Source organism: Pseudomonas sp. G3-39, assembly GCF_054790485.1.
In genome coordinates this window covers 5,719,577-5,739,033 of record NZ_CP186497.1, presented here as the reverse complement: position 1 = coordinate 5,739,033, position 19,457 = coordinate 5,719,577, and the positions used below count along the sequence as shown (strand labels likewise).

Here is a 19,457-nt window from a genome sequence, read left to right as displayed (position 1 = left end):
GTTATTATCCGCCGTATCTATTCAGTACGGATTGATCCATGTCCTCTCGCGAAATCCGCATCGCCACCCGTAAAAGTGCGCTGGCCCTCTGGCAGGCCGAATATGTCAAAGCCCGTCTGGAGGCGGCCCATCCGGGTCTGCTGGTGACGCTGGTGCCCATGGTCAGTCGCGGCGACAAGCTGCTCGACTCGCCGCTGTCGAAAATCGGCGGCAAGGGTCTGTTCGTCAAAGAACTGGAAACTGCGCTGCTGGAAAACGAAGCCGACATCGCCGTGCATTCGATGAAAGACGTGCCGATGGACTTCCCCGAAGGCCTTGGCCTGTTCTGTATCTGCGAACGCGAAGACCCGCGCGATGCTTTCGTTTCCAATACCTACGTCAGCCTCGATGCGCTGCCTGCCGGCGCCATCGTTGGCACCTCCAGCCTGCGGCGTCAGGCGCAACTGCTGACCCGTCGTCCTGATCTGGAAATCCGCTTCCTGCGCGGTAACGTCAATACCCGTCTGGCCAAGCTCGATGCCGGCGAATATGACGCGATCATCCTCGCGGCGGCCGGTCTGATCCGTCTCGGTTTTGAAGACCGCATCACCTCGGCCATCAGCGTCGATGACAGCCTGCCGGCCGGTGGTCAGGGCGCCGTCGGCATCGAGTGCCGCAGCGCCGACACGCAAATCCACGCCTTGCTCGCACCGTTGCATCACGCCGATACCGCTTCGCGCGTGACCGCTGAACGTGCCCTCAACAAACACTTGAATGGCGGCTGCCAGGTGCCGATCGCCTGCTACGCCGTGCTCGAAGGTGAACAGCTATGGTTGCGTGGTCTGGTGGGCGAGCCGAGCGGTGGCAAGCTGCTCAGCGCCGAAGCGCGTGCGCCGCGTGCCAATGCCGAAGCGTTGGGCGTGCAGGTCGCTGAAGCGTTGCTCAGTCAGGGTGCCGACGACATTCTCAAAGCGGTGTATGGCGAGGCAGGTCACGAGTGACTGGCTGGCGCCTACTGCTGACGCGCCCTGCAGATGACTGCGCGGCGCTGGCCGCGGTGTTGGCCGGGCAGGGGATTTTCAGCAGTTGCCTGCCGCTTCTGGACATAGCGCCGCTGCCGGTCTCTGACAAGATACGTCAGGTGCTGGCGCAGCTGCCGGGTTGCAGCGCGGTCATCGTGGTCAGCAAGCCGGCGGCGCGGATTGCGCTTGATCTGCTGGACGCTCATGGGCTTCAGTCGCTGTCGATGCCGTGGTTCAGCGTCGGTGCAGCGACCGCGCAGATTCTTCGCGATCATGGTCTCGACGTACACTTTCCCGCCGACGGCGATGACAGTGAAGCCCTGCTGCAATTGCCGCGTCTGCGCGAGGCGGTCACAGGGCCCGGCGCGCAGGTGCTGATCCTGCGTGGCGAGGGTGGTCGCGAGCTGCTCGCCGAGCGCCTGCGCGCGCTTGGTGCTAGTGTCGAGTATCTGGAGTTGTATCGGCGTGACCTGCCGGCCTACCCGCCGCAAGAGCTGCCCCGGCGCATCGCAGCGGAACGCTTGAACGGGCTGGTGGTCAGCAGTGGACAGGGTTTCGAGCACTTGCGCCAGATGGCCGGCGATGCCTGGCCGTCAATTGCGCAGTTGCCGTTGTTTGTGCCAAGCCCAAGGGTCGCCGAGCTGGCACGTGCCGCCGGGGCCCGAACAGTTGTGGATTGCCGCGGCGCGAGTGCCGCGGCTTTGCTGACGGCGTTACGGGAGCATCCCGTGCCCGTTCTCTAATGCAAAGGATGGATACGTGAGCGAAACAGCCTTGCCTAAAGATGATGTCCAGCCTGTGATCGATGCCCAGGTTGAAACTCCACCGCCGGCCAAAGAGCCGCGCCGGGGCAACGGACTGGCCATTGTCGCCCTGTTGCTCGGCGCTGCCGGCGTGGCGATCGGTGGCTGGGGTGTCTGGCAGGTGCGTCACCTGCAGAGCAACACCGCACAACAGTCAGGCCAGGTGCAGGCACTGAACGATCAGGCGCAGAGCCTCAAGCTCAACGAACAGCGCCTGACCGAGCGCCTCGCGCAATTGCCCGGTGCCGATGAACTCGCCGAACGTCAGCGTCTGGTGACGCAACTGCAGGGGGATCAGCAGCGTCTCAACCAGCGTCTGGAAACCGTCCTCGGTGCCAGCCGCAAGGACTGGCGTCTGGCCGAGGCCGAGCATCTGCTGCGTCTGGCCAGCCTGCGTCTGTCGGCCTTGCAGGACATCAGCAGCGCCCAGGCGCTGGTGCAGGGTGCCGACGAAATTCTGCGTGAGCAGAACGATCCCGGCTCGTTCGCCGCCCGCGAGCAAGTGGCGAAAACCCTCGTCGCGCTGCGCAGCACCGAGCAGCCGGATCGCACCGGTCTGTTCCTGCGCATCGGTGCCTTGCGTGATCAGGTCATCGAACTGACCGAGCTGGCGCCTGAGTACAAGGATCGCGGCGAGTCGCTGCTGGGCCTGACCGCTGACGGCGATGGCGCCAGTCGCTGGGCGCAGTGGTGGGATCAGGTGTCGCGTTACATCCGCATCGATTTCAATGCCGACAAGAACGTGAAGCCACTGCTGGCCGGGCAAAGTCTGAGCCAGGTGCGCCTTGCCCTGAGTCTCGCGCTGGAGCAAGCGCAATGGGCGGCGCTCAATGGCCAGGCACCGGTCTACACCCAGGCACTGACCGAAGCGCGGGATGTGCTCACGGGCAATTTCAACCCGGACAATCCGCAGAGCAAAATCATGCTTGAACAGGTTGCCGAGCTGAGCCAGCAACCGGTCACGGTCAAGACGCCGGACCTGACCGGCACGCTGAGTGCGGTGCAGGCTTATCTGGAGCGCCGTAACGTCAACGCTGAAGAATCGGTCAAACCGTTCGCCAAACCTGCCGCCAATACCGCGCAGGAGACCACGCCATGAAACGCCTGTATGTGATCGTGTTTCTGGTGATCGCGGCGACGGCGGCACTGGGCCTGGCGATTGCCGAGCACTCCGGGTACGTGTTGATTGCCTACAAGAGCTTCCGCTACGAGGCCAGTCTGTGGGCCACGCTGGGCCTGATCGCGGTGTTGTGGCTGCTGATCTGGGGGATCAAGGCCTTGGTCGAGCTGGTCATGGCCTCCAGTGGCGTGGTCAATCCGTGGTCGCGCCGCAACCGCAGCCGGCGGGTGCAGGTGGCCATCGAACACGGGCAGCTGGATCTGGCCGAAGGTCGCTGGGCCAGCGCGCAACGTCATCTGTCTCGCGCCGCCGAGGCCGAGCGCCAGCCGCTGTTGTATTACCTCGGCGCGGCACGCGCGGCCAACGAACAAGGCAAGTACGAAGAGTGTGATCACCTGCTTGAACGTGCGCTGGAGCGCCAGCCGCAGGCCGAATTGGCGATTGCCTTGAGTCATGCGCAGTTGCAGACCGATCGTGGTGATACCGACGGCGCCTTGGTGACCCTGCAGGCGATGCACGAGCGACATCCGCATAACGTGCAGACCTTGCGACAGTTGCAGCGTCTGCATCAGCAGCGCGGCGACTGGTCGGCGGTGATTCGCCTGTTGCCGGAACTGCGCAAGGACAAGGTGCTGCCGCCGGCCGAACTGGCTGAACTGGAACGTCGTGCCTGGGGCAACAACCTGTCTCTGGCAGCGCATCGGGACGAGGACGGCAAGGTCGGTCTGCAGTCACTCACCCGTGCCTGGGAGCAGTTGACCTCCGCGCAGCGTCAGGAGCCGGCGCTGGTGCTGGCATACGCCGAGCAATTGCGTCAGTTGGGTGCTCAGGTCGAAGCTGAAGAAATCCTGCGCAGTGCCCTCAAGCGCAAGTACGACAGCCATCTCGCGCGTCTGTATGGCCTGGTGCGCGGCAGCGATCCGGCGCGCCAGTTGCAGACCGCCGAAGGTTGGCTCAAGGAACATCCTGCTGACCCGAGCCTGTTGCTGACCCTCGGTCGTCTCTGTCTGCAAGCCAGCTTGTGGGGCAAGGCACGGGATTACCTGGAAAGCAGTCTGCGAGTGCAGCGTAACCCTGAAGCCTGCGCCGAGCTGGCACGTCTGCTTGCGCAACTGGGTGACACCGAGCGCAGTAACCAGCTGTTCCAGGAGGGTCTCGGATTGCTGGATGAGCGTCTGCTGGCCGCGCCGTTGCCGGTGCCGGTTCACGCCTGATATCGCGAGGGAGCATGCTCCCTCGTTAACGTTCAGTGAGCGAAAAATTACCTGTGGCGGGCGTCTTGGGCAAAGTCCTACAACGGACTACACCTATTCCTCTCGCACCTGTCGGGTTTTCCCTACACTTCTGGTGAACTGTCGCCAAGGCCCCGCCTTGAAAGGCTGACAAGCTTTCCTCTACCGTAACTGCCTGTCTCCACTGTTACGGAAAAGCCATGTCGTTGGCCTGTTCACGCTCCTTGTTTTTCACGGCTTTCACTGCAGGGGCCATGGCCCTGGGAGCTTCCTATTATCTCGAGTATGCGGTCGGGCTGACGCCCTGCAGCCTGTGCCTGGCGCAAAGGTTTTTCATGGCGTTGCTGACGTTCTGTTGCGGGTTGGCGGCGGTCCACGGCCCACGGCGTGTCGGCCTGTCGCTGTACTGGGTCGCCGCGCTTGGCCTGAGCCTGGGCGGGACTACGGCGGCCTGGCGACAGGTATTGTTGCAGAGTGACCCGTTGATGCAGATGGCGAGGTGCGCGCCTGATGCCGAAGCGTTGTTCAGCAACCTGCCGTGGTTGTGTGCAACGTTGCGGATGCTTAGGGGCGGTGTAGATTGCGCAGAAATTTCCTGGACGCTGTTCGATTTGAGCATCCCGGAATGGAGCCTGCTGTTCTTTGTGGCGATGTCGATCCTGGCGGTCTATCAATTGCTGCGGCTGGTCTGGAGCGCTCTGCAGCGACCGCTCAGCGGCGAAGCGTCGCACCGCACGCTGGTCAGGGATTAAACACTTGTATGAACTTTATCTCCTGCGTACCTTGAAGCCATAGGCGTGCGGGCATAATCTGGCCCGCACGTGTCATTGGATTTATGTTGCTCGATGACGCTCTGCCCGGTCGGCCCCCAAGCGATAACAGCCAGAAGAGGGGCGCGGGTGTAGAGCAGCATGACCCACAAGGGAAGAGAGATCGCCATGCTCGAAAGTTGTCAGAATGCTCAGGAACGCTGGGGTGGAGTTCATCTGCTGATCGACCGCTGGTTGCAAGAGCGTGAAGATCTGATCGGTGCCTACGACAAGTTGGGTGACAAACCACAGGCTCTGTCCGAGAACCGTAAACCCTTGCTTGAATTCTGCGGCGTGCTGGTCGATTACGTCTCGGCCGGGCACTTCGAGATCTACGAACAGCTGACCGGTGAAGCCAAGGCGTTCGGTGACACGCGCGGTCTGGAATTGGCCGAGACAATCTACCCGCGCATCGACGTCATCACCGAAAAACTCCTCGCGTTCAACGACCTTTGCGACGAAGGCAAATGCGTTGCGGAGAAATTCAAGGAGCTCGGTGGCCTGCTTCACGAACGCTTCGAACTTGAAGACTGCCTGATTGAAGTGTTGCACACGGCACACAAGGAAGAAGATACCGCTCAGGCCTGATTGGTTTTCTCAGGCAAAAAAAAACGCGATGCGCCGAAAGCGCACCGCGTTTTTTTATGCCGGCGAATCGGCGTCGGTCAGCTCGTTGCACCGCGCAATTCGACTTCAAACACCAACGGTGTGAACGGCGCGATCAGATCGCCCGCACCGTCGGCGCCATAGGCCTGATCCGATGGAATCACCAGTCGCCACTTGGCACCCACCGGCATGTTCTGCAGCGCGGAACGCCAGCCGGCTATCACGCTGTCGAGGCTGAACCATTGCGGCTGAGTGTTCTGGTCGAACACCGTGCCATCCGGCAGCCGACCGACATACAGCACCTGGACTTTTCCATCGGGGCCGGCCTTGGCACCGGTGCCCGGTGTCAGCTCGGTCAGCAGGATGCCGTCAGCCAGTTGCTTCACGCCCGGTTTGGCTTTTTCGGCGGTGAGAAAACGTTGTTCGTTTTCCATCGCGGCGTCGCTCGACGGCAGCGATGAGTGCTCGGCGTTTTGCGATTCATGATCGGCGAGGATCTGCTCGATCCGTGCTTCGCTCAGTGCCAATGGCTTGCCTTGATAGGCCTGCTGCAAACCATCGACCAGTGCCTGAATCTGCAGTTGCGGCACCTCTTGGCGCAGCCGCTCACCGAGGCTGGCGCCGAGGCTGTAGGCCAGATCGTGAGCGTCGTTCGCGGTGGTTTTTTCGTCGGCGTGTGCCGCTGAAAAAATCATGCAGAGGGATAAAAAAAGGTAGCGCGACATGAGCTCTCTCCGTCCTGAATTGCGGTGGATTATGCCAGCGCGAAGGTCTGCAACGGTGAACTGCTTTTGACTTGTTGAAGAACATTTTCGCTTCGTTGCAACGCAACGGTTTCGTTACTGTCAAGATGACCTAGCGGCGGTAACTGCAGAGGTCTAGTATGAGCCGCACTCACGTCAGCCAGGAGGTAAACCATGTCGGCCACCAAGAAGCCTGTAAACACTCCGTTGCACTTACTCCAACAACTCTCGGGCAGCCTGCTCGAGCATTTGGAAAACGCTTGCTCCCAAGCCTTGGCTGATGCTGAAAAACTGCTCGCCAAACTGGAAAAGCAACGCGGCAAGGCGCAAGAAAAACTGCACAAGTCCCGCACCAAATTGCAGGACGCCGCTGCTGCCGGTAAAGCCAAGGCACAGAACAAGGCCAAGGCTGCCGTCAAAGAACTTGAAGACCTGCTCGATGCGTTGAAGGATCGTCAGTCCGACACTCGCGGCTACATTCTGCAACTCAAGCGCGATGCCCAGGAAAGCCTGAAACTGGCCCAGGGTGTCGGCCGGGTGCAAGAGGCCGCCGGCAAAGCGCTGTCCTCCCGCGCCGCCAAACCAGCAGCAGCGCCTGCGAAAAAAGCGCCAGCCAAACCTGCTGCGGCGAAAGCTCCGGCGAAAACCGCTGCGGCAAAACCGGCAGCCAAACCAGCAGCCAAACCAGCAGCCAAGGCACCGGCTAAAACCGCCGCCAAACCTGCTGCAAAAACTGCAGTGAAAACACCGGCTGCGGCGAGCGCTGCGAAACCGGCCGCACGTACTGCCGCTGCCAAACCTGCAGCGGCCAAACCGGCTGCCAAGCCAGCAGCAAAACCTGCTGCGCGCAAAGTCGCTCCGGCAAAAACCGCTGCTGCTAAACCAGCTGCCAAAGTAGCGGTAAAACCGGCTGCCAAACCTGCCGCGAAAACCGCCGCTGCAAAACCGGCAGCCAAGACTGCGGCCAAACCAGTCGCGGCAAAACCTGCTGCCAAGGTTGCTGCCAAACCAGCGGCCAAGCCTGCCGCTAAAACCGCTGCCAAACCTGCAGCAGCAAAACCTGCGACCGCTGCAGCCAAGCCTGCCGCCAAACCAGTAGCCGCAAAGCCAGCCGCTAAACCAGCCGCCAAGCCAGCTGCCAAACCTGCCGCGAAAAAACCGGCCGTTGCCAAACCAGCTGCCGCCAAGCCGGCGACTGCACCTGCCGCCAAGCCAGCCGCTCCGGCGCCGGCCGCCGCCGCGCCTGCTCCAGCCGCTTCCACCTCGACCACCACGACGGCGCCAACGCCAGCCGCTGCGTCGAGCGCCAGCAGCAACCCGACCAGCGCTTCCTAAGTGCCGGTTGCCGCGACGCGCAGCACTTGCAGCGCGTCGCGGTTCGGGCTGGCGGTCGATCCCGCCAGGCTCTCCAGCCACTCCCCCGACGCTGATGCGTCATCGCGCGGCCAATCCTGCGCAACCTGTTCCAGTTGCCACAGCAGATGCCGTTCGGCTTCCAGCTCCAATGCTTTCATTTGTTCTCGCAGACCCTTGAGTACCGGATCTTCCTCGGCCAGGGTTTTCCATTGAGTGCGCAATGCACGCAGTGGCTGCACCACCTCCGCATCCCAAGGCCCCACCAGCGTTTTCAACTGCTCCAGGCGTTGTTCGTCGCAGGCCACGCCACGTTGTTCCAACCACAGACCGCACAGCAGCAGGCAGACATTGGCCCCCGCCGCTTGCAGTTGCAGGCAGGCAGGTTCCACGCCCGGTCGGGCGTAGGTGGCAAGGGAAAAGCTCCACAGGTCAGAGGACATCGTGCTACTCGCGCCAGTTGTGAGCGAAGCTGGTAGACTCCGCCGCCATTATGATCCGACTTCAGAACCTGACTTTACAGCGTGGCCCGCAACGTCTGCTAGAAGACGCCGAGCTGACCCTGCACGCCGGCCACAAAGCCGGCCTCATCGGTGCCAACGGCGCCGGCAAATCCAGCCTGTTTGCCTTGCTGCGCGGCGAGTTGCACCCGGACTCGGGCGATTGCCTGCTGCCGGCCGACTGGCGGATCGCGCACATGCGCCAGGAGGTCGACACCCTCGAACGCCTGGCGGTCGACTATGTGCTCGATGGCGACCTGCGTCTACGCGAAGTGCAACGTGACCTCGCCGCCGCCGAAGCGGCCCACGATGGCACGGCTCTGGCCCGCCTGCACGCCGAACTCGACAGCGCCGACGGCTATACCGCCGATGCGCGGGCACGCAAGTTGCTGGCCGGTCTCGGTTTCACCAACGAGCAGATGGATCGTCAGGTAGGAGATTTCTCCGGTGGCTGGCGGATGCGTCTGAACCTGGCGCAGGCCTTGATGTGTCCGTCGGACCTGTTGCTGCTCGACGAACCGACCAACCACCTGGATCTCGACGCGATCATCTGGCTCGAAGAGTGGCTGAAAAGCTACCCGGGCACCCTGCTGCTGATTTCCCACGATCGCGACTTCCTCGATGAAGTGGTCGATCACGTGGCCCATGTCGATCAGCGCAAACTGACCCTGTACCGTGGCGGCTACACTGCGTTCGAACGCGCCCGTGCCGAACGTCTGGCCCAGCAGCAACAGGCCTACGAGAAGCAGCAGGCGCAACGTGCGCACATGGAAAGCTACATCGCCCGCTTCAAGGCTCAGGCCACCAAGGCCCGTCAGGCGCAGAGCCGGATCAAGGCCCTGGAGCGCATGGAAGAGCTGTCGGCGGCCCACGTCGATTCACCGTTCGATTTCGTGTTTCGCGAATCGACCAAGATCTCCAGTCCGCTGATCGACCTGTCCGATGCGCGCCTGGGTTACGGCGACAAAACCATCCTGGAGAAGGTCAAGCTGCAACTGACCCCGGGTGCGCGGATCGGTCTGCTCGGGCCGAACGGTGCCGGTAAATCGACCCTGATCAAGAACCTCGCCGGCGAGCTTGAACCGCTGGCCGGGCGCCTGACCCGTGGCGAAAACACCGTGGTTGGCTATTTCGCCCAGCATCAGCTCGACTCGCTGGATGCCAAGGCCAGCCCGCTGCTGCACTTGCAGCGTCTGGCGCCGACCGAACGCGAGCAGACCCTGCGCGATTTCCTCGGCGGTTTCGATTTCCGTGGCGCACGCATTGACGAGCCAGTGCTGAATTTCTCCGGTGGCGAGAAAGCGCGTCTGGCGCTGGCATTGATCGCCTGGGAACGGCCGAACCTGTTGCTGCTCGACGAACCGACCAACCACCTCGATCTGGAAATGCGCCTGGCGCTGACCATGGCGCTGCAGGAATTCAGCGGCGCGGTACTGGTGGTGTCTCACGATCGGCACTTGCTCAAGAGCACCACCGACAACTTCTACCTGGTCGCGGACGGCAAGGTCGAAGAGTTCGATGGCGACCTCGAAGATTACGCGCGCTGGCTGGTGGAATATCGTCAACGCAATGCGCCGGTCAGCAACACCCCGGTGAACCCGGACAAGACCGACAAAAAGGCCCAGCGCCAGGCCGCTGCTGCATTGCGTCAGCAACTGGCACCGCACAAGCGCGAGGCCGACAAGCTCGAAGCCGAACTGGGCAAGCTCCACGAAAAACTCGCCAAGGTCGATGCCAGCCTCGGTGACAGCGACATCTACGAGCCGGCGCGCAAGAACGAGTTGCGTGATCTGCTGGCAGAGCAGGCCAAGCTGAAAGTGCGCGAAGCCGAGCTGGAAGAAGCGTGGATGGAGGCACTCGAAACGCTGGAAAGCATGCAGGCGGAGCTGGAGGCGCTGTCCTGATGGAAGCGTTCAAGCTGCCGCTGCCGGCGGTGTGGGTCGAACCGATCTGGCTCGGCGTGCAGATTCTGCTGATCCTGCTGGCCGGCTACTTCGCTCAACGTGTCGTCGCTCGATTCCTCACCCGCCTGGGCGAGCGCTATCCGTTTCCGCCGCAGTTGCTGATGCCCCTGCGGGGCGGTCTGCGCTGGCTGATCATGGGCAGCGCGCTGATCTTTGTGCTGGAACGCCTCGGGGTGTCGGCCACGGTGCTGTGGACGGCGCTGTCGGGTTTCGTCGCGGTGGCGGCGGTGGCGTTCTTCGCGATGTGGAGTGTGCTGTCGAACCTGCTTTGCGCGATTCTGATCTTCACCGTCGGCCCGTTTCGCCTGGGCGATGTGGTCGAGCTGGTGGACACCACCGACAAGCCGGGTGTCAAAGGCCGGGTGGTGGCGATCAATCTGCTCTACACCACGTTGATCGAAGCCGAGGAGCTCGGGACTGGCAGCGCCATGGTGCAAGTGCCGAACAGCCTGTTCTTCCAGCGTTCGGTGCGGCGCTGGCGCGGGAGTGATGTGTTTCCTTCGAGCGGTTTCGAGAAGTAGTCCTCGGGCGTCTGATCTGACGCCTTCGCGAGCAAGCCCGCTCCCACATTGGATCTGTGATTGACACAAATCCAATGTGGGAGCGGGCTTGCTCGCGAAGAGGCCCTCAGCCGTGCCCGAACCCTCCAGCAAAAATCGGTAGTCATCCGCGCCAAAGCGCATTAGCTTTGACGTCTGTCACGATTCAGAGTCGAGGTGTGCGATGGAGCTTCAAACATGGCTGGCATTCTTTGCCGCCTGCTGGGTGATCAGTCTGTCCCCGGGCGCGGGCGCCATTGCGTCGATGTCCAGCGGTCTGCAATACGGTTTCTGGCGCGGTTACTGGAACGCCCTCGGCCTGCAGATCGGCCTGGCGGTGCAGATCGCGATTGTCGGCGCCGGTGTCGGCGCGATCCTCACCGCCTCGGCCACCGCATTCCACGCGATCAAATGGTTCGGCGTGGCGTACCTGGTCTATCTGGCGATCAAGCAATGGCGCGCGCTGCCCATGGACATGAGCGATGACGCGGCGGTACGGCCGATCGGCAAACCGCTGGCGCTGGTGTTTCGCGGCTTCCTGGTCAACATCAGCAACCCCAAGGCACTGGTGTTCATGCTGGCGGTGCTGCCGCAGTTCATCAATCCTCACGCACCGTTGCTGATTCAGTATGTGGTGATCGGTGCGACCATGATCTGCGTGGATCTGATTGTCATGGCCGGCTACACCGGACTGGCGTCCAAGGTGCTGCGTCTGTTGCGTACGCCGCAGCAGCAGAAACGCATGAACCGCACGTTTGCCGGGCTATTCATTGGCGCGGCGGCATTCATGGCGACGTTGCGTAAAGCGGCGGTGTAAAACCTGCCGGCACAAAAAAGGCGACCTCTTGAGGTCGCCTTTTTATTCCTACTGATTTCTCCAGTGAACGCCGTTGTAGCGAGGGGATGAATCCCCTCACCACAGAGTTATTCACTCAGCCGGTCAGTGCAAAATCACCGGCGCGGTATCACGCGGCAGATTGTTGCGCTGCTGCGCCTCACGCGGCTGCTCGTAACCGCCGCCACCGAGCTGCATGCTCAGTTGCCCGGCCACGTCCTCACCCAGCGCTTTCGATACCTCACGCACCACCCGTGGGCGGTTCAACGAAATCTTGATGTCGCGGCCGTTCACCAGTTTGGTGTCCTGCGCTTCGCCCATTGCCGTGAAGGCCGAGGTGATCTCGTAGGTCTTGGTGTTGATCAGGCTGAAATCCGCCACCAGCGTCAGGCCCAGCACCGCCGAATAGCTGTCGGTGTGCGCCAGCTCGTTCATGTCCTGGGTGAAGTCGATGTCCGACACGGTGCCGAACAGCACGTAGTCGGCACCCTTGAAGCTGCCGGCCTTGATGCGCTTGATCACGTCGTACACGTCACCCTTGGACGACGCGGTGTACGGCGTGCCCTGCACCAGCTGGAACATCCCGGTGCGGAGGATCTCGCCCTTGATGTCGCCGGTGAATTTACGCAGCTCACCTTGTTCGATGTAGCTGGTGGTCGCTTCCAGCTCGTTGTAGTTCGACGAACCACTGGAGCTGTAGTAACCCTCGCGGTAATTGTTCTGCGCCGAAACGATGTGGATGTACTGCTCCACACGCTCCTGATACGCCAGATCCGTCACCGCGACTTTCGGGGCCGCTTGCACGCTGAACGCGCAAGCCAGGGCCATCATGCCAATCCATGCGCGCATCAATTAACGCTCCGTGGTTTTGCGGATCTCTTTTTCGTCCATCCACTCGGCCAGACCGCTTTCGACGTCGATCAGTTGCAGGCTGAATTTGTAGAAGACGTCCTTGTAGTCGCTGCTGCGTTTGACGATCGAGCTGATCGAGCCTTCCAGACGGTATTTGGCGGCGATCATGTTGCCAGTCTTGGCCACGGTGCTCTTCTTGTACAGACCGCTCTGGTTTTGCAGCTTGAGCTGATCGACCTGGCTCTGCATCGCGGTGTTGTCGCTGGCGAAACGGGCGGTGCCGGACTTCATCAGCTGAGTCTTGATGCTGGTGGTGATTTCGCGGGTATCGATGTACTCGCTGGTCTTGTTCTTCACGTCGTAGACCTGCACCACCGGGCGGCCCTGCAGAATGCCGGACTGGGCCAGCGAGCGGGTCATCGATTCGGCGATCATTTGCAGGTCGGTCGAGCCGAATTCGTTGGTCACGGTTTCAACCGCTTTGGTGTCGCCGTAGCTGATGTTCTTGCTGCCCAGGGTCGGCGAGGTGTTGGCGCAACCGGAAGCCAGCAGGGCGAGGACAGCGATCAGGGAAAAGCGTGCAAACATGGGAATGCTCTCTAAAACAGGAATAGGGTGGCGGACTTAAGGCGTCTTGAGTTCGAGACGGAAATCCACGGCTTTCGGGGTCGGGGCGATGCCCTGGATGAAGCTGGTCTGCGCGCCGTACATCATCTGGCTTTTCCAGACGTCTTCTTCCGCGACCGGGAAGCCTTCAGCGCCGAGCCAGGCGAAGCGGTAGTAGAAAATCTTGTTGCTGTTGAGGGTGTTGCTCAACTGCACGTTGACCGTCATGAAGCCGTTTTCGCGAGCGACGCGCATGGCGCCGACGACGATGTGCTTTTGCGGGCCCATGGCCACGACCTTGCTCGCGGCGCTGCCCGGCTCAGGAGGTGGCGGGGTGGCGCAGCCGCTGGCCAGCACGGCGAGGGCGGCGATGGCGATGAGTTTGAAGCGCATGCAAAGACTCCGTTCTTAAGGTTGTTTGAGGCTGGCGACGTTGGTCGCAGCAGCGCTCGGGATCACGTGGGCGGCGAGACCGCCAGCGAACACCTGATTGCCTACGGCGCGCAGGCTGATCACCTGATAACGCTGATCGACGGTGACCTTGACCAGCGAACCGCCGACGGCGCTCGGCAGACTGACTTGGTGCTCGCCTTTCTTCAAGCGCAGACGCACCACTTGGGTGTTGTCCGGCAGGGTGCGCCACGTACGGGTATCGGCACCTTCCAGCACAGCTGAAGAAATACCCACGGCCAGACCGGCCAGCGGATTGGTTTCGTTGATCTGCTTCTGCGCCACGCCTTTGGTGATCGCGCGTACGGTGGTGCGCAGGATGATCCCCGGCATGTCATCGCGCAGAGCGCGGCGGGACATGGCAGTAGTGCTGTTGAGGGCGGTCAGGTTGACTTGCTGGCCATCGACGCCAATCTGCGTGAACGGTGCGGTAGAGGTGTCAGGCTTGATGATCGGGAACGACAGCGGGGTGATCACCACGTTGTTGGAGATCGGCAATGGCAGCGGCACGCGGATCGAATCACGCGAGGGTGCCAGACCACTTTGCACCACGATCAGGATGTCGCTGTCGTCGCTCTTGGTCGGCTTGTCGAGGTTGACCAGCGCCTGCTCCAGCAGCGGGGTGTTCGGGCGCAGTTCGGCCGCCTTGCGATAGCCCGGCGCAGCCAGGTCTTTCTCGCCCAGGGCTTCGTAGACGAAACCGGCCAGGTAATGGCTGAACGCACTCTGGTAGCTGTTTTTCAGGCCGACCACTTCCGGCGCGTCGAGGCTGGCGACCGGGTAGCCTTGCAGATCCTTGTACTGAGTCTTGATGCCTTCTTTCTCGGCCTCTTCCTCACTCTTGAGGTATTCCTTGTCGCGCAGGTCGGCGATCACCGCTTCACGTTCGTGAGTCTTCTTGATCGCGGTGCGGGCGCCGTCGAAGTCATTGACCGCCAGCAGGTTGAGGGCCATCTGCGTGGTCAACATGACTTTTTCGTAGTCGTAGCCTTCGTAGCGACGCACCTTGTCGTTGACCAGGAAGCTGCCGAACTGAGCCAGGTATTTACCGGTGTCGAGCTTGACCGAATCTTCCCACTGGCCAACCACCTGATCGGCGCTGGTCCAGGCGTTCTGGCTGCCGGACAGGTCGCCCTTGGCGCGCAGCAACTCACCTTTCTCGAAGTAATAGAGCAGGTCTTTGTCCGGACCGGTGTTGTTCTTTTCCAGCAGGCTCAGCGCGGCGTCGACGTTGCCGGTGGCCAGTTGCTGGTTGGTCTGGGCCAGTTCCGAATCGTAGTTGCGAAACGCTGAACAGCCGGACAGCAGAGTAACCGCGCTGAGCGCGATCAAGGTGGGAGTGCGCAATGCCATGGGGGTACTTCTTCCCTGAGCTAGTAACTGCATCAGCCGCCGATGCTGGTCGGGCTGGTGTGACCCATCGACAGTGGCGCTGGCCTCCTGCCAATTCCTCATAACCAGAGGAGCTTTTATGCCGCGTTGCTATAGCGCGGGCGCGGCATTATAAGCGGGCGATGCTGGCCATGTAATAGCTTTTTAATTGCAGTTGTTAGTTTGGTGCCATTACTCCTCTGCTTTATCTGACACCTTTCGTTCATGGCGTTTCGGGCAGGACCAATGCCGATCCGATGTAATAGTTCTGGCCCATGAATACCCGCAGGTTGAACACTTGATGGCTGTGGTCGACGCGTACCGTGAACCCGTCTTCTGCACGAAAATACGGAAAGCGCACGCGGTGCAGGCCTTTTTTCAGACGCAGACGGGCGACCAGGGTTTTGTCCGGCAGCGTGCGCCAGGTTCTAGTGTCAGCCTCTTCAAAAGGATCAGGATCGGTCACCACCAGCGACGCCTTGGACGGATCGCGCTCGTTCTTTTGCGCCTGGCTGATGGCGGCCATGTTGGCGCGGAACATGGCGCGGGAAATGATCGCCGGCATGTCATCGCGCAAGGTGCGCATGGCCATGTCCGTGACGCTGTTGATCATCGTCAGCGGGTATTGTTTACCATCCACGAGCACGCTTGGAACCGGAGGTGTGAGAGTGTCGGGCACCATCACCGGGAACGAAATCGGGGCGATAATCGTCAGGTTTTCGTTCAGCCGTACCGGGATCGGCACTTGCACCGAACTGCGTGCCGGGGCGAAGCCGGCCTGGACCACGATCAGAATCTCGCTTTCATCGCCTGTCGGCCCGGGTTTGTCCAGATTGCGCAGAGCGTTTTCGAGAAACCGCAGGCCCGGGCGCAATTCGATCGCCTGTCGATAGCCGGGTGCCGCGAGCGTACGCTCGCCCAAGGCTTCATAGGTGAAGCCTGCCAGATAATGACTGAACGCACTCTGGTAGCCATTCTTCAGCGCGATGACTTGCGGAGCGTCGAGGATGGTCACCGGATAGCCTTGCAAATCTTTGTAATGCAGCCTGATCCCTTGGCTTTTGGCTTGCTCTTCAGCTTCTTCGTATTGCCTTTCGCGCTGGCGGGCGATCAGGGTTTCGCGCTCGTGGGTTTTCTTGATGTCGGCCCGGGCACCGTCGAAATCGTTTTCCGCCAGTTGGTTGAGCGCCATCTCGGTGGTCAGCATGACTTTTTCGTAGTCGTAACCCTCGTAGCGCAGCAGCTTGTCGTTGACCAGCATCGTGCCCATTTCGTTGCCGAAGCGGGTCAGCAACTTCATGCCTGCGGAGGGCACGGCTTCTTCGCGCTGAAAAATCATCCGGTCAGCACTGCGCCACGCTTCCTGGCTTTTTGGCAGGTTGGTGCCGGCGCTGAGGATCGCGCCGCGTTCCATGAAATACAGCAGATCCTTGTCTTCCCAAGGATTGTGCAGCTCCATCAGATAAAGCGCTTCGTTGAGATTGCCCTGCGCCATCTGATCGATGGTCTGCTGCATTTCCTGATCGTAATTGCGGTAAGCGGCGCACCCGCTCAGTTGCATGATGAGGCTAAGCAGCAGGTAGAGCGGCAGGCAATGGCGCATGGAGACGGGTTCTTCCTTGAACGGCAAAAGCACGGAGGTGACGCATTATAGGGGCGCTTTGCTGCTGCCGGGTGGACAAGGATTGCGCTAGGCTTGCGCGCTCAGCGCTCAACAGATCCGGGGCTTTAATGAATCAACTGCAAGCCATGCGCGCGTTTCGTTGCATCGTCGAGTGTCGCGGGTTCAGCGCCGCTGCCGAGCGCCTCGACACCACTCACTCGACCATCTCCCGGCAGTTGCAGCAGCTGGAACGCGAGCTGGGCACGCGGCTGATCAATCGCAACACCCGAGGTTTCAGCCTGACCACGGCGGGGCAGCAGTATTACGCGGCGTGCGTGGACATTCTCGATCGCCTCGATCAAGCCGCACTGGTGGTGGGGCAGGCACATGAAAGCCCCAGCGGTGTGCTGCGCATCAGTGCACCGATGGTCATCGGTACGCTGGAACTGGCGAGCTGGTTGCCGGCGTTTCAGCAGCGCTATCCCGAGATTGAAGTGGACCTGTCCTGCGATGACCGTTTCGTCGATCTGATCGCCGAGGGTTTCGATGTGGCCCTGCGTATCTGCGGGCCGTTGGCCGATTCATCCATGGTGGCGCGGTTGCTGACTGTCTCGGACATGTTGCTGGTGGCTTCGCCTGTGTATGTGGCGCGCAATGGTCTGGTGCGCCAGGTGCGCGAACTCGCCGAGCAGCAGTTACTGGCGTTTGCCGGTGGCAGTGACTGGGTGCTGACCGATACGCGTGGACTCACCACCAGCGTGCGCGTGCAGGGCCGGTTCAAGGCCGATTCGATCAGTTCGCTGCACGCCGCCGCGTTGGCCGGGGTTGGTATCGCCGCGTTCACCCGGGCCACAGTGCAGGACGATCTGTTCAGCGGCCGGCTGGTACAAATCCTGCCCAACTACAGCCTTGGGCGGCGACACTATTACGCGCTCTATCCGCATGCCCGGCACGTCGCACTGAAGGTACAGGTGTTCGTCGAATTCATGCTGGAGCATTACCGCAACACACCCGTCGCGCTGCGTTAAAACGCCACGAGACATCGACAGAGCTTGAGTGAAAAGCGTTCGAAGTGAACAATATGTAACTTCGCATTTCCATTTGAGACTCATTCATGACTGCCGCGTCCCGATTCCTGGCCTGGCTGGTGTTCCCTCTGTTGGCCTTGAGCAGTTCCAGCCTGCTGGCCGACACCGTGGAAGGCGCCCCGCAGGCGCTGCACCTGCTCGATTACATCAGCGCCGACTACCCGCCGACGGTCGAGGCGGGCAAGGTCGTCGACGACGGCGAATATCGCGAGCAACTGGAATTCACCCAGGTGCTGCAAGGGCTGATCGGCGGTCTGCCGGCCAAACCGGAGAAGGCTGAGCTGGAGCAGGGCGTCGCAGCGCTGCACACCGCCATCACCGCGAAACAGGACGGCGCTGAAGTCGCGCGTCAGGCCCGGCAACTGGGGGCGAAACTGGCGGTGGCGTATGAAGTCAGCCAGGCGCCGATCATCACTCCCGATCCCACCCGGGGCGCGCCGTTGTACGCGCAGAACTGCTCGGTATGTCACGGTGAAACCGGCGCCGGTGACGGCCCGGCGGGCCTCGGCATGACGCCGCCTCCGGCCAACCTGCGCGATGCCGCACGCATCGACCATCTGAGTCTGTACGCGATCTACAGCACCCTCGGCCAAGGCGTCGAAGGCACCGACATGCCGGCCTTCGCCGATCAACTGGACGACCGTCAGCGTTGGGATCTGGCGACCTACATTGCCGGTTTCAGTGCCGACCCGGCTGCGGCCAAGTCTGACAAGACCTTCAACATCGCCGATCTGGCGCGCCAGACCCCGGCCGAGGTGCAGGCCGCCGAAGGCCCGCAGGTCGCCGCAAGCTTCCGTGCCCAGCGCGCGCAACCGCCGCAGGTCAAACGCGGCCCGGCGCAATTGCTCGATTACACCGCCGCCACGCTGGACAAAAGCCTGGCGGCGTACCGCGCCGGCGAGCACGATCAGGCCTACGACCTGTCGGTGGCGGCGTATCTGGAAGGTTTCGAGCTGGTCGAAAGCTCGCTGGATAACGTCGACGCCAACGTGCGCAAGGACACCGAAAAATCGCTGATGGCCTACCGTCAGTCGTTGCAGGACGGCTTGCCGGTGGCGCAGGCCGAACAGCGTCTGGACGTAGCCAAGGGCAAGTTGAAAGAGTCTGCCGAACTGCTCGGCAGCGATGGCCTGAGCTGGTCGCTGAGCTTTATCTCCGGCCTGCTGATTCTGCTGCGTGAAGGCCTCGAAGCGATTCTGGTGCTGGCGGCGATCCTCGCGTTCCTGCGCAACACCGGCCAGCAGTCGGCAGTGCGCAGCGTCAACATCGGTTGGGGCCTGGCGCTGCTCGCCGGTCTTGGCACCTGGGCGCTGGCGGCGTACGTGATCGACGTCAGCGGCTCGCAGCGTGAACTGCTCGAGGGCGCCACGGCGCTGTTCGCCAGCGTCATGGTGCTGTGGCTCGGCGTGTGGATGCACGACCGGCGGCACGCCGCGGCTTGGCAGGATTACATCAAGCAGAGTCTGGTGGGCGGCGGCGGACGTTTCGGCTTCGCGATCCTCGCGTTCTTCTCGGTGTACCGCGAGTTGTTCGAAGTGATCCTGTTCTACGAAACCCTGTGGCTGCAGGCCGGCCCCGCCGGGCATGACGCGGTGCTGGCCGGTGGTGCGACCGCACTGGTGCTGCTGATCGGTCTGGCCTGGGTGATCCTGCGCGGTTCGGCGAAACTGCCGCTGGCGCTGTTCTTCAGCATCAACGCCGGTCTGCTCTGTGCCTTGTCGGTGGTGTTCGCCGGGCATGGCGTGAAAGCGCTGCAGGAAGCCGGGATCTTCGGCACGCGACCGGTGGCGTTCTTTGAATTCGACTGGCTGGGGATTCACGCCGACGCCTATTCGCTGACGGCTCAGGCCGTGGCGATTCTGGCGATTGTTGTGCTGTACGGGCGGAGTCGGATCGCGGAGAAGAAGCGGGTCACTGCTTAACAGCATTCGCTGCGCTCACATTCGCGGGCAAGCCACGCTCCCACAGGTTTAGCGTTAACC

General features: G+C 61.7%; 19 protein-coding genes. 12 read left to right on the top strand and 7 right to left on the bottom strand.

What is annotated here, in order from left to right; translation table 11 throughout:
• Positions 1 to 38: 38 nt before the first annotated feature.
• From hemC to ACOYXG_RS25945, 6 genes are all read left to right on the top strand, one after another.
• The gene (gene hemC / locus ACOYXG_RS25970; protein ID WP_460354782.1) at positions 39 to 980 is read left to right on the top strand and encodes a hydroxymethylbilane synthase; all 942 of its coding nucleotides are present in this window, start codon (positions 39 to 41) and stop codon (positions 978 to 980) included.
• Positions 977 to 1,744 carry a uroporphyrinogen-III synthase gene (locus tag ACOYXG_RS25965; protein ID WP_103368170.1) on the top strand — a complete coding sequence of 256 codons (768 nt, stop codon included), beginning with the start codon at positions 977 to 979 and terminating at the stop codon, positions 1,742 to 1,744. The genes hemC and ACOYXG_RS25965 overlap by 4 nt, the downstream gene beginning before the upstream one ends.
• 16 nt (positions 1,745 to 1,760) lie before the next feature.
• Positions 1,761 to 2,903 (top strand): uroporphyrinogen-III C-methyltransferase, encoded by a 1,143-nt coding sequence (locus ACOYXG_RS25960; RefSeq protein ID WP_150370094.1) that lies wholly within the window; start codon positions 1,761 to 1,763, stop codon positions 2,901 to 2,903.
• Complete coding sequence (locus ACOYXG_RS25955; protein WP_027610453.1) at positions 2,900 to 4,138, top strand: heme biosynthesis protein HemY; 1,239 nt, start codon at positions 2,900 to 2,902, stop codon at positions 4,136 to 4,138. The genes ACOYXG_RS25960 and ACOYXG_RS25955 overlap by 4 nt, the downstream gene beginning before the upstream one ends.
• 218 nt (positions 4,139 to 4,356) lie before the next feature.
• Positions 4,357 to 4,908, top strand: a complete 552-nt coding sequence (locus ACOYXG_RS25950) for a disulfide bond formation protein B (protein WP_027610454.1) — start codon at positions 4,357 to 4,359, stop codon at positions 4,906 to 4,908.
• Between the two features lie 186 nt (positions 4,909 to 5,094).
• The gene (locus tag ACOYXG_RS25945) at positions 5,095 to 5,553 is read left to right on the top strand and encodes an Rsd/AlgQ family anti-sigma factor (protein WP_027610455.1); all 459 of its coding nucleotides are present in this window, start codon (positions 5,095 to 5,097) and stop codon (positions 5,551 to 5,553) included.
• 77 nt (positions 5,554 to 5,630) lie between these two features.
• Here the strand turns inward: ACOYXG_RS25945 and ACOYXG_RS25940 are convergent, their stop codons facing one another.
• Positions 5,631 to 6,296 carry an FKBP-type peptidyl-prolyl cis-trans isomerase gene (locus ACOYXG_RS25940; protein WP_097089530.1) on the bottom strand — a complete coding sequence of 222 codons (666 nt, stop codon included), beginning with the start codon at positions 6,294 to 6,296 and terminating at the stop codon, positions 5,631 to 5,633.
• A gap of 192 nt (positions 6,297 to 6,488) precedes the next feature.
• Between ACOYXG_RS25940 and ACOYXG_RS25935 the strand changes: the two genes are divergently transcribed.
• Positions 6,489 to 7,649: an AlgP family protein gene (locus ACOYXG_RS25935; RefSeq protein WP_096796112.1), complete on the top strand. Its 1,161-nt coding sequence runs from the start codon at positions 6,489 to 6,491 to the stop codon at positions 7,647 to 7,649.
• Here the strand turns inward: ACOYXG_RS25935 and ACOYXG_RS25930 are convergent.
• Positions 7,646 to 8,110 (bottom strand): TIGR02444 family protein, encoded by a 465-nt coding sequence (locus tag ACOYXG_RS25930; RefSeq protein ID WP_460354776.1) that lies wholly within the window; start codon positions 8,108 to 8,110, stop codon positions 7,646 to 7,648. The genes ACOYXG_RS25935 and ACOYXG_RS25930 overlap by 4 nt on opposite strands.
• A 50-nt stretch (positions 8,111 to 8,160) precedes the next feature.
• Here ACOYXG_RS25930 and ACOYXG_RS25925 point away from each other — a divergent pair, with 50 nt between their 5' ends.
• The 3 genes from ACOYXG_RS25925 (at position 8,161) to ACOYXG_RS25915 (ending at position 11,487) form a co-directional block, all read left to right on the top strand.
• Positions 8,161 to 10,071, top strand: coding sequence for an ATP-binding cassette domain-containing protein (locus tag ACOYXG_RS25925; RefSeq protein ID WP_003229372.1), 1,911 nt, complete (start codon positions 8,161 to 8,163; stop codon positions 10,069 to 10,071).
• Positions 10,071 to 10,652 carry a mechanosensitive ion channel family protein gene (locus tag ACOYXG_RS25920; protein WP_098966213.1) on the top strand — a complete coding sequence of 194 codons (582 nt, stop codon included), beginning with the start codon at positions 10,071 to 10,073 and terminating at the stop codon, positions 10,650 to 10,652. Before ACOYXG_RS25925 ends, ACOYXG_RS25920 begins: the two co-directional genes overlap by 1 nt.
• Before the next feature lie 202 nt (positions 10,653 to 10,854).
• Positions 10,855 to 11,487, top strand: a complete 633-nt coding sequence (locus ACOYXG_RS25915; RefSeq protein WP_027610461.1) for a LysE family transporter — start codon at positions 10,855 to 10,857, stop codon at positions 11,485 to 11,487.
• A 123-nt stretch (positions 11,488 to 11,610) separates the two neighbouring features.
• On the opposite strand, the gene ACOYXG_RS25910 is transcribed toward ACOYXG_RS25915, so the two are convergent.
• From ACOYXG_RS25910 to ACOYXG_RS25890, 5 genes are all read right to left on the bottom strand, one after another.
• Positions 11,611 to 12,354, bottom strand: coding sequence for a hypothetical protein (locus tag ACOYXG_RS25910; RefSeq protein ID WP_047297243.1), 744 nt, complete (start codon positions 12,352 to 12,354; stop codon positions 11,611 to 11,613).
• A 3-nt stretch (positions 12,355 to 12,357) separates the two neighbouring features.
• Positions 12,358 to 12,945 carry a penicillin-binding protein activator LpoB gene (gene lpoB, locus ACOYXG_RS25905; protein WP_003229365.1) on the bottom strand — a complete coding sequence of 196 codons (588 nt, stop codon included), beginning with the start codon at positions 12,943 to 12,945 and terminating at the stop codon, positions 12,358 to 12,360.
• A gap of 36 nt (positions 12,946 to 12,981) precedes the next feature.
• Entirely contained in the window at positions 12,982 to 13,356 is a 375-nt protein-coding gene (locus ACOYXG_RS25900) for a YcfL family protein (protein WP_460354772.1), read from the bottom strand.
• A gap of 15 nt (positions 13,357 to 13,371) precedes the next feature.
• Positions 13,372 to 14,766 (bottom strand): COG3014 family protein, encoded by a 1,395-nt coding sequence (locus tag ACOYXG_RS25895; protein WP_460354770.1) that lies wholly within the window; start codon positions 14,764 to 14,766, stop codon positions 13,372 to 13,374.
• A 241-nt stretch (positions 14,767 to 15,007) separates the two neighbouring features.
• Positions 15,008 to 16,387 (bottom strand): COG3014 family protein, encoded by a 1,380-nt coding sequence (locus ACOYXG_RS25890; protein WP_460354767.1) that lies wholly within the window; start codon positions 16,385 to 16,387, stop codon positions 15,008 to 15,010.
• Between the two features lie 128 nt (positions 16,388 to 16,515).
• Here ACOYXG_RS25890 and ACOYXG_RS25885 point away from each other — a divergent pair, with 128 nt between their 5' ends.
• Together ACOYXG_RS25885 and ACOYXG_RS25880 are read left to right on the top strand one after the other, a co-directional pair.
• Entirely contained in the window at positions 16,516 to 17,415 is a 900-nt protein-coding gene (locus ACOYXG_RS25885; protein WP_460354764.1) for a LysR family transcriptional regulator, read from the top strand.
• Between the two features lie 86 nt (positions 17,416 to 17,501).
• Positions 17,502 to 19,397, top strand: coding sequence for an FTR1 family protein (locus ACOYXG_RS25880; RefSeq protein ID WP_103368180.1), 1,896 nt, complete (start codon positions 17,502 to 17,504; stop codon positions 19,395 to 19,397).
• Positions 19,398 to 19,457: the final 60 nt, after the last annotated feature.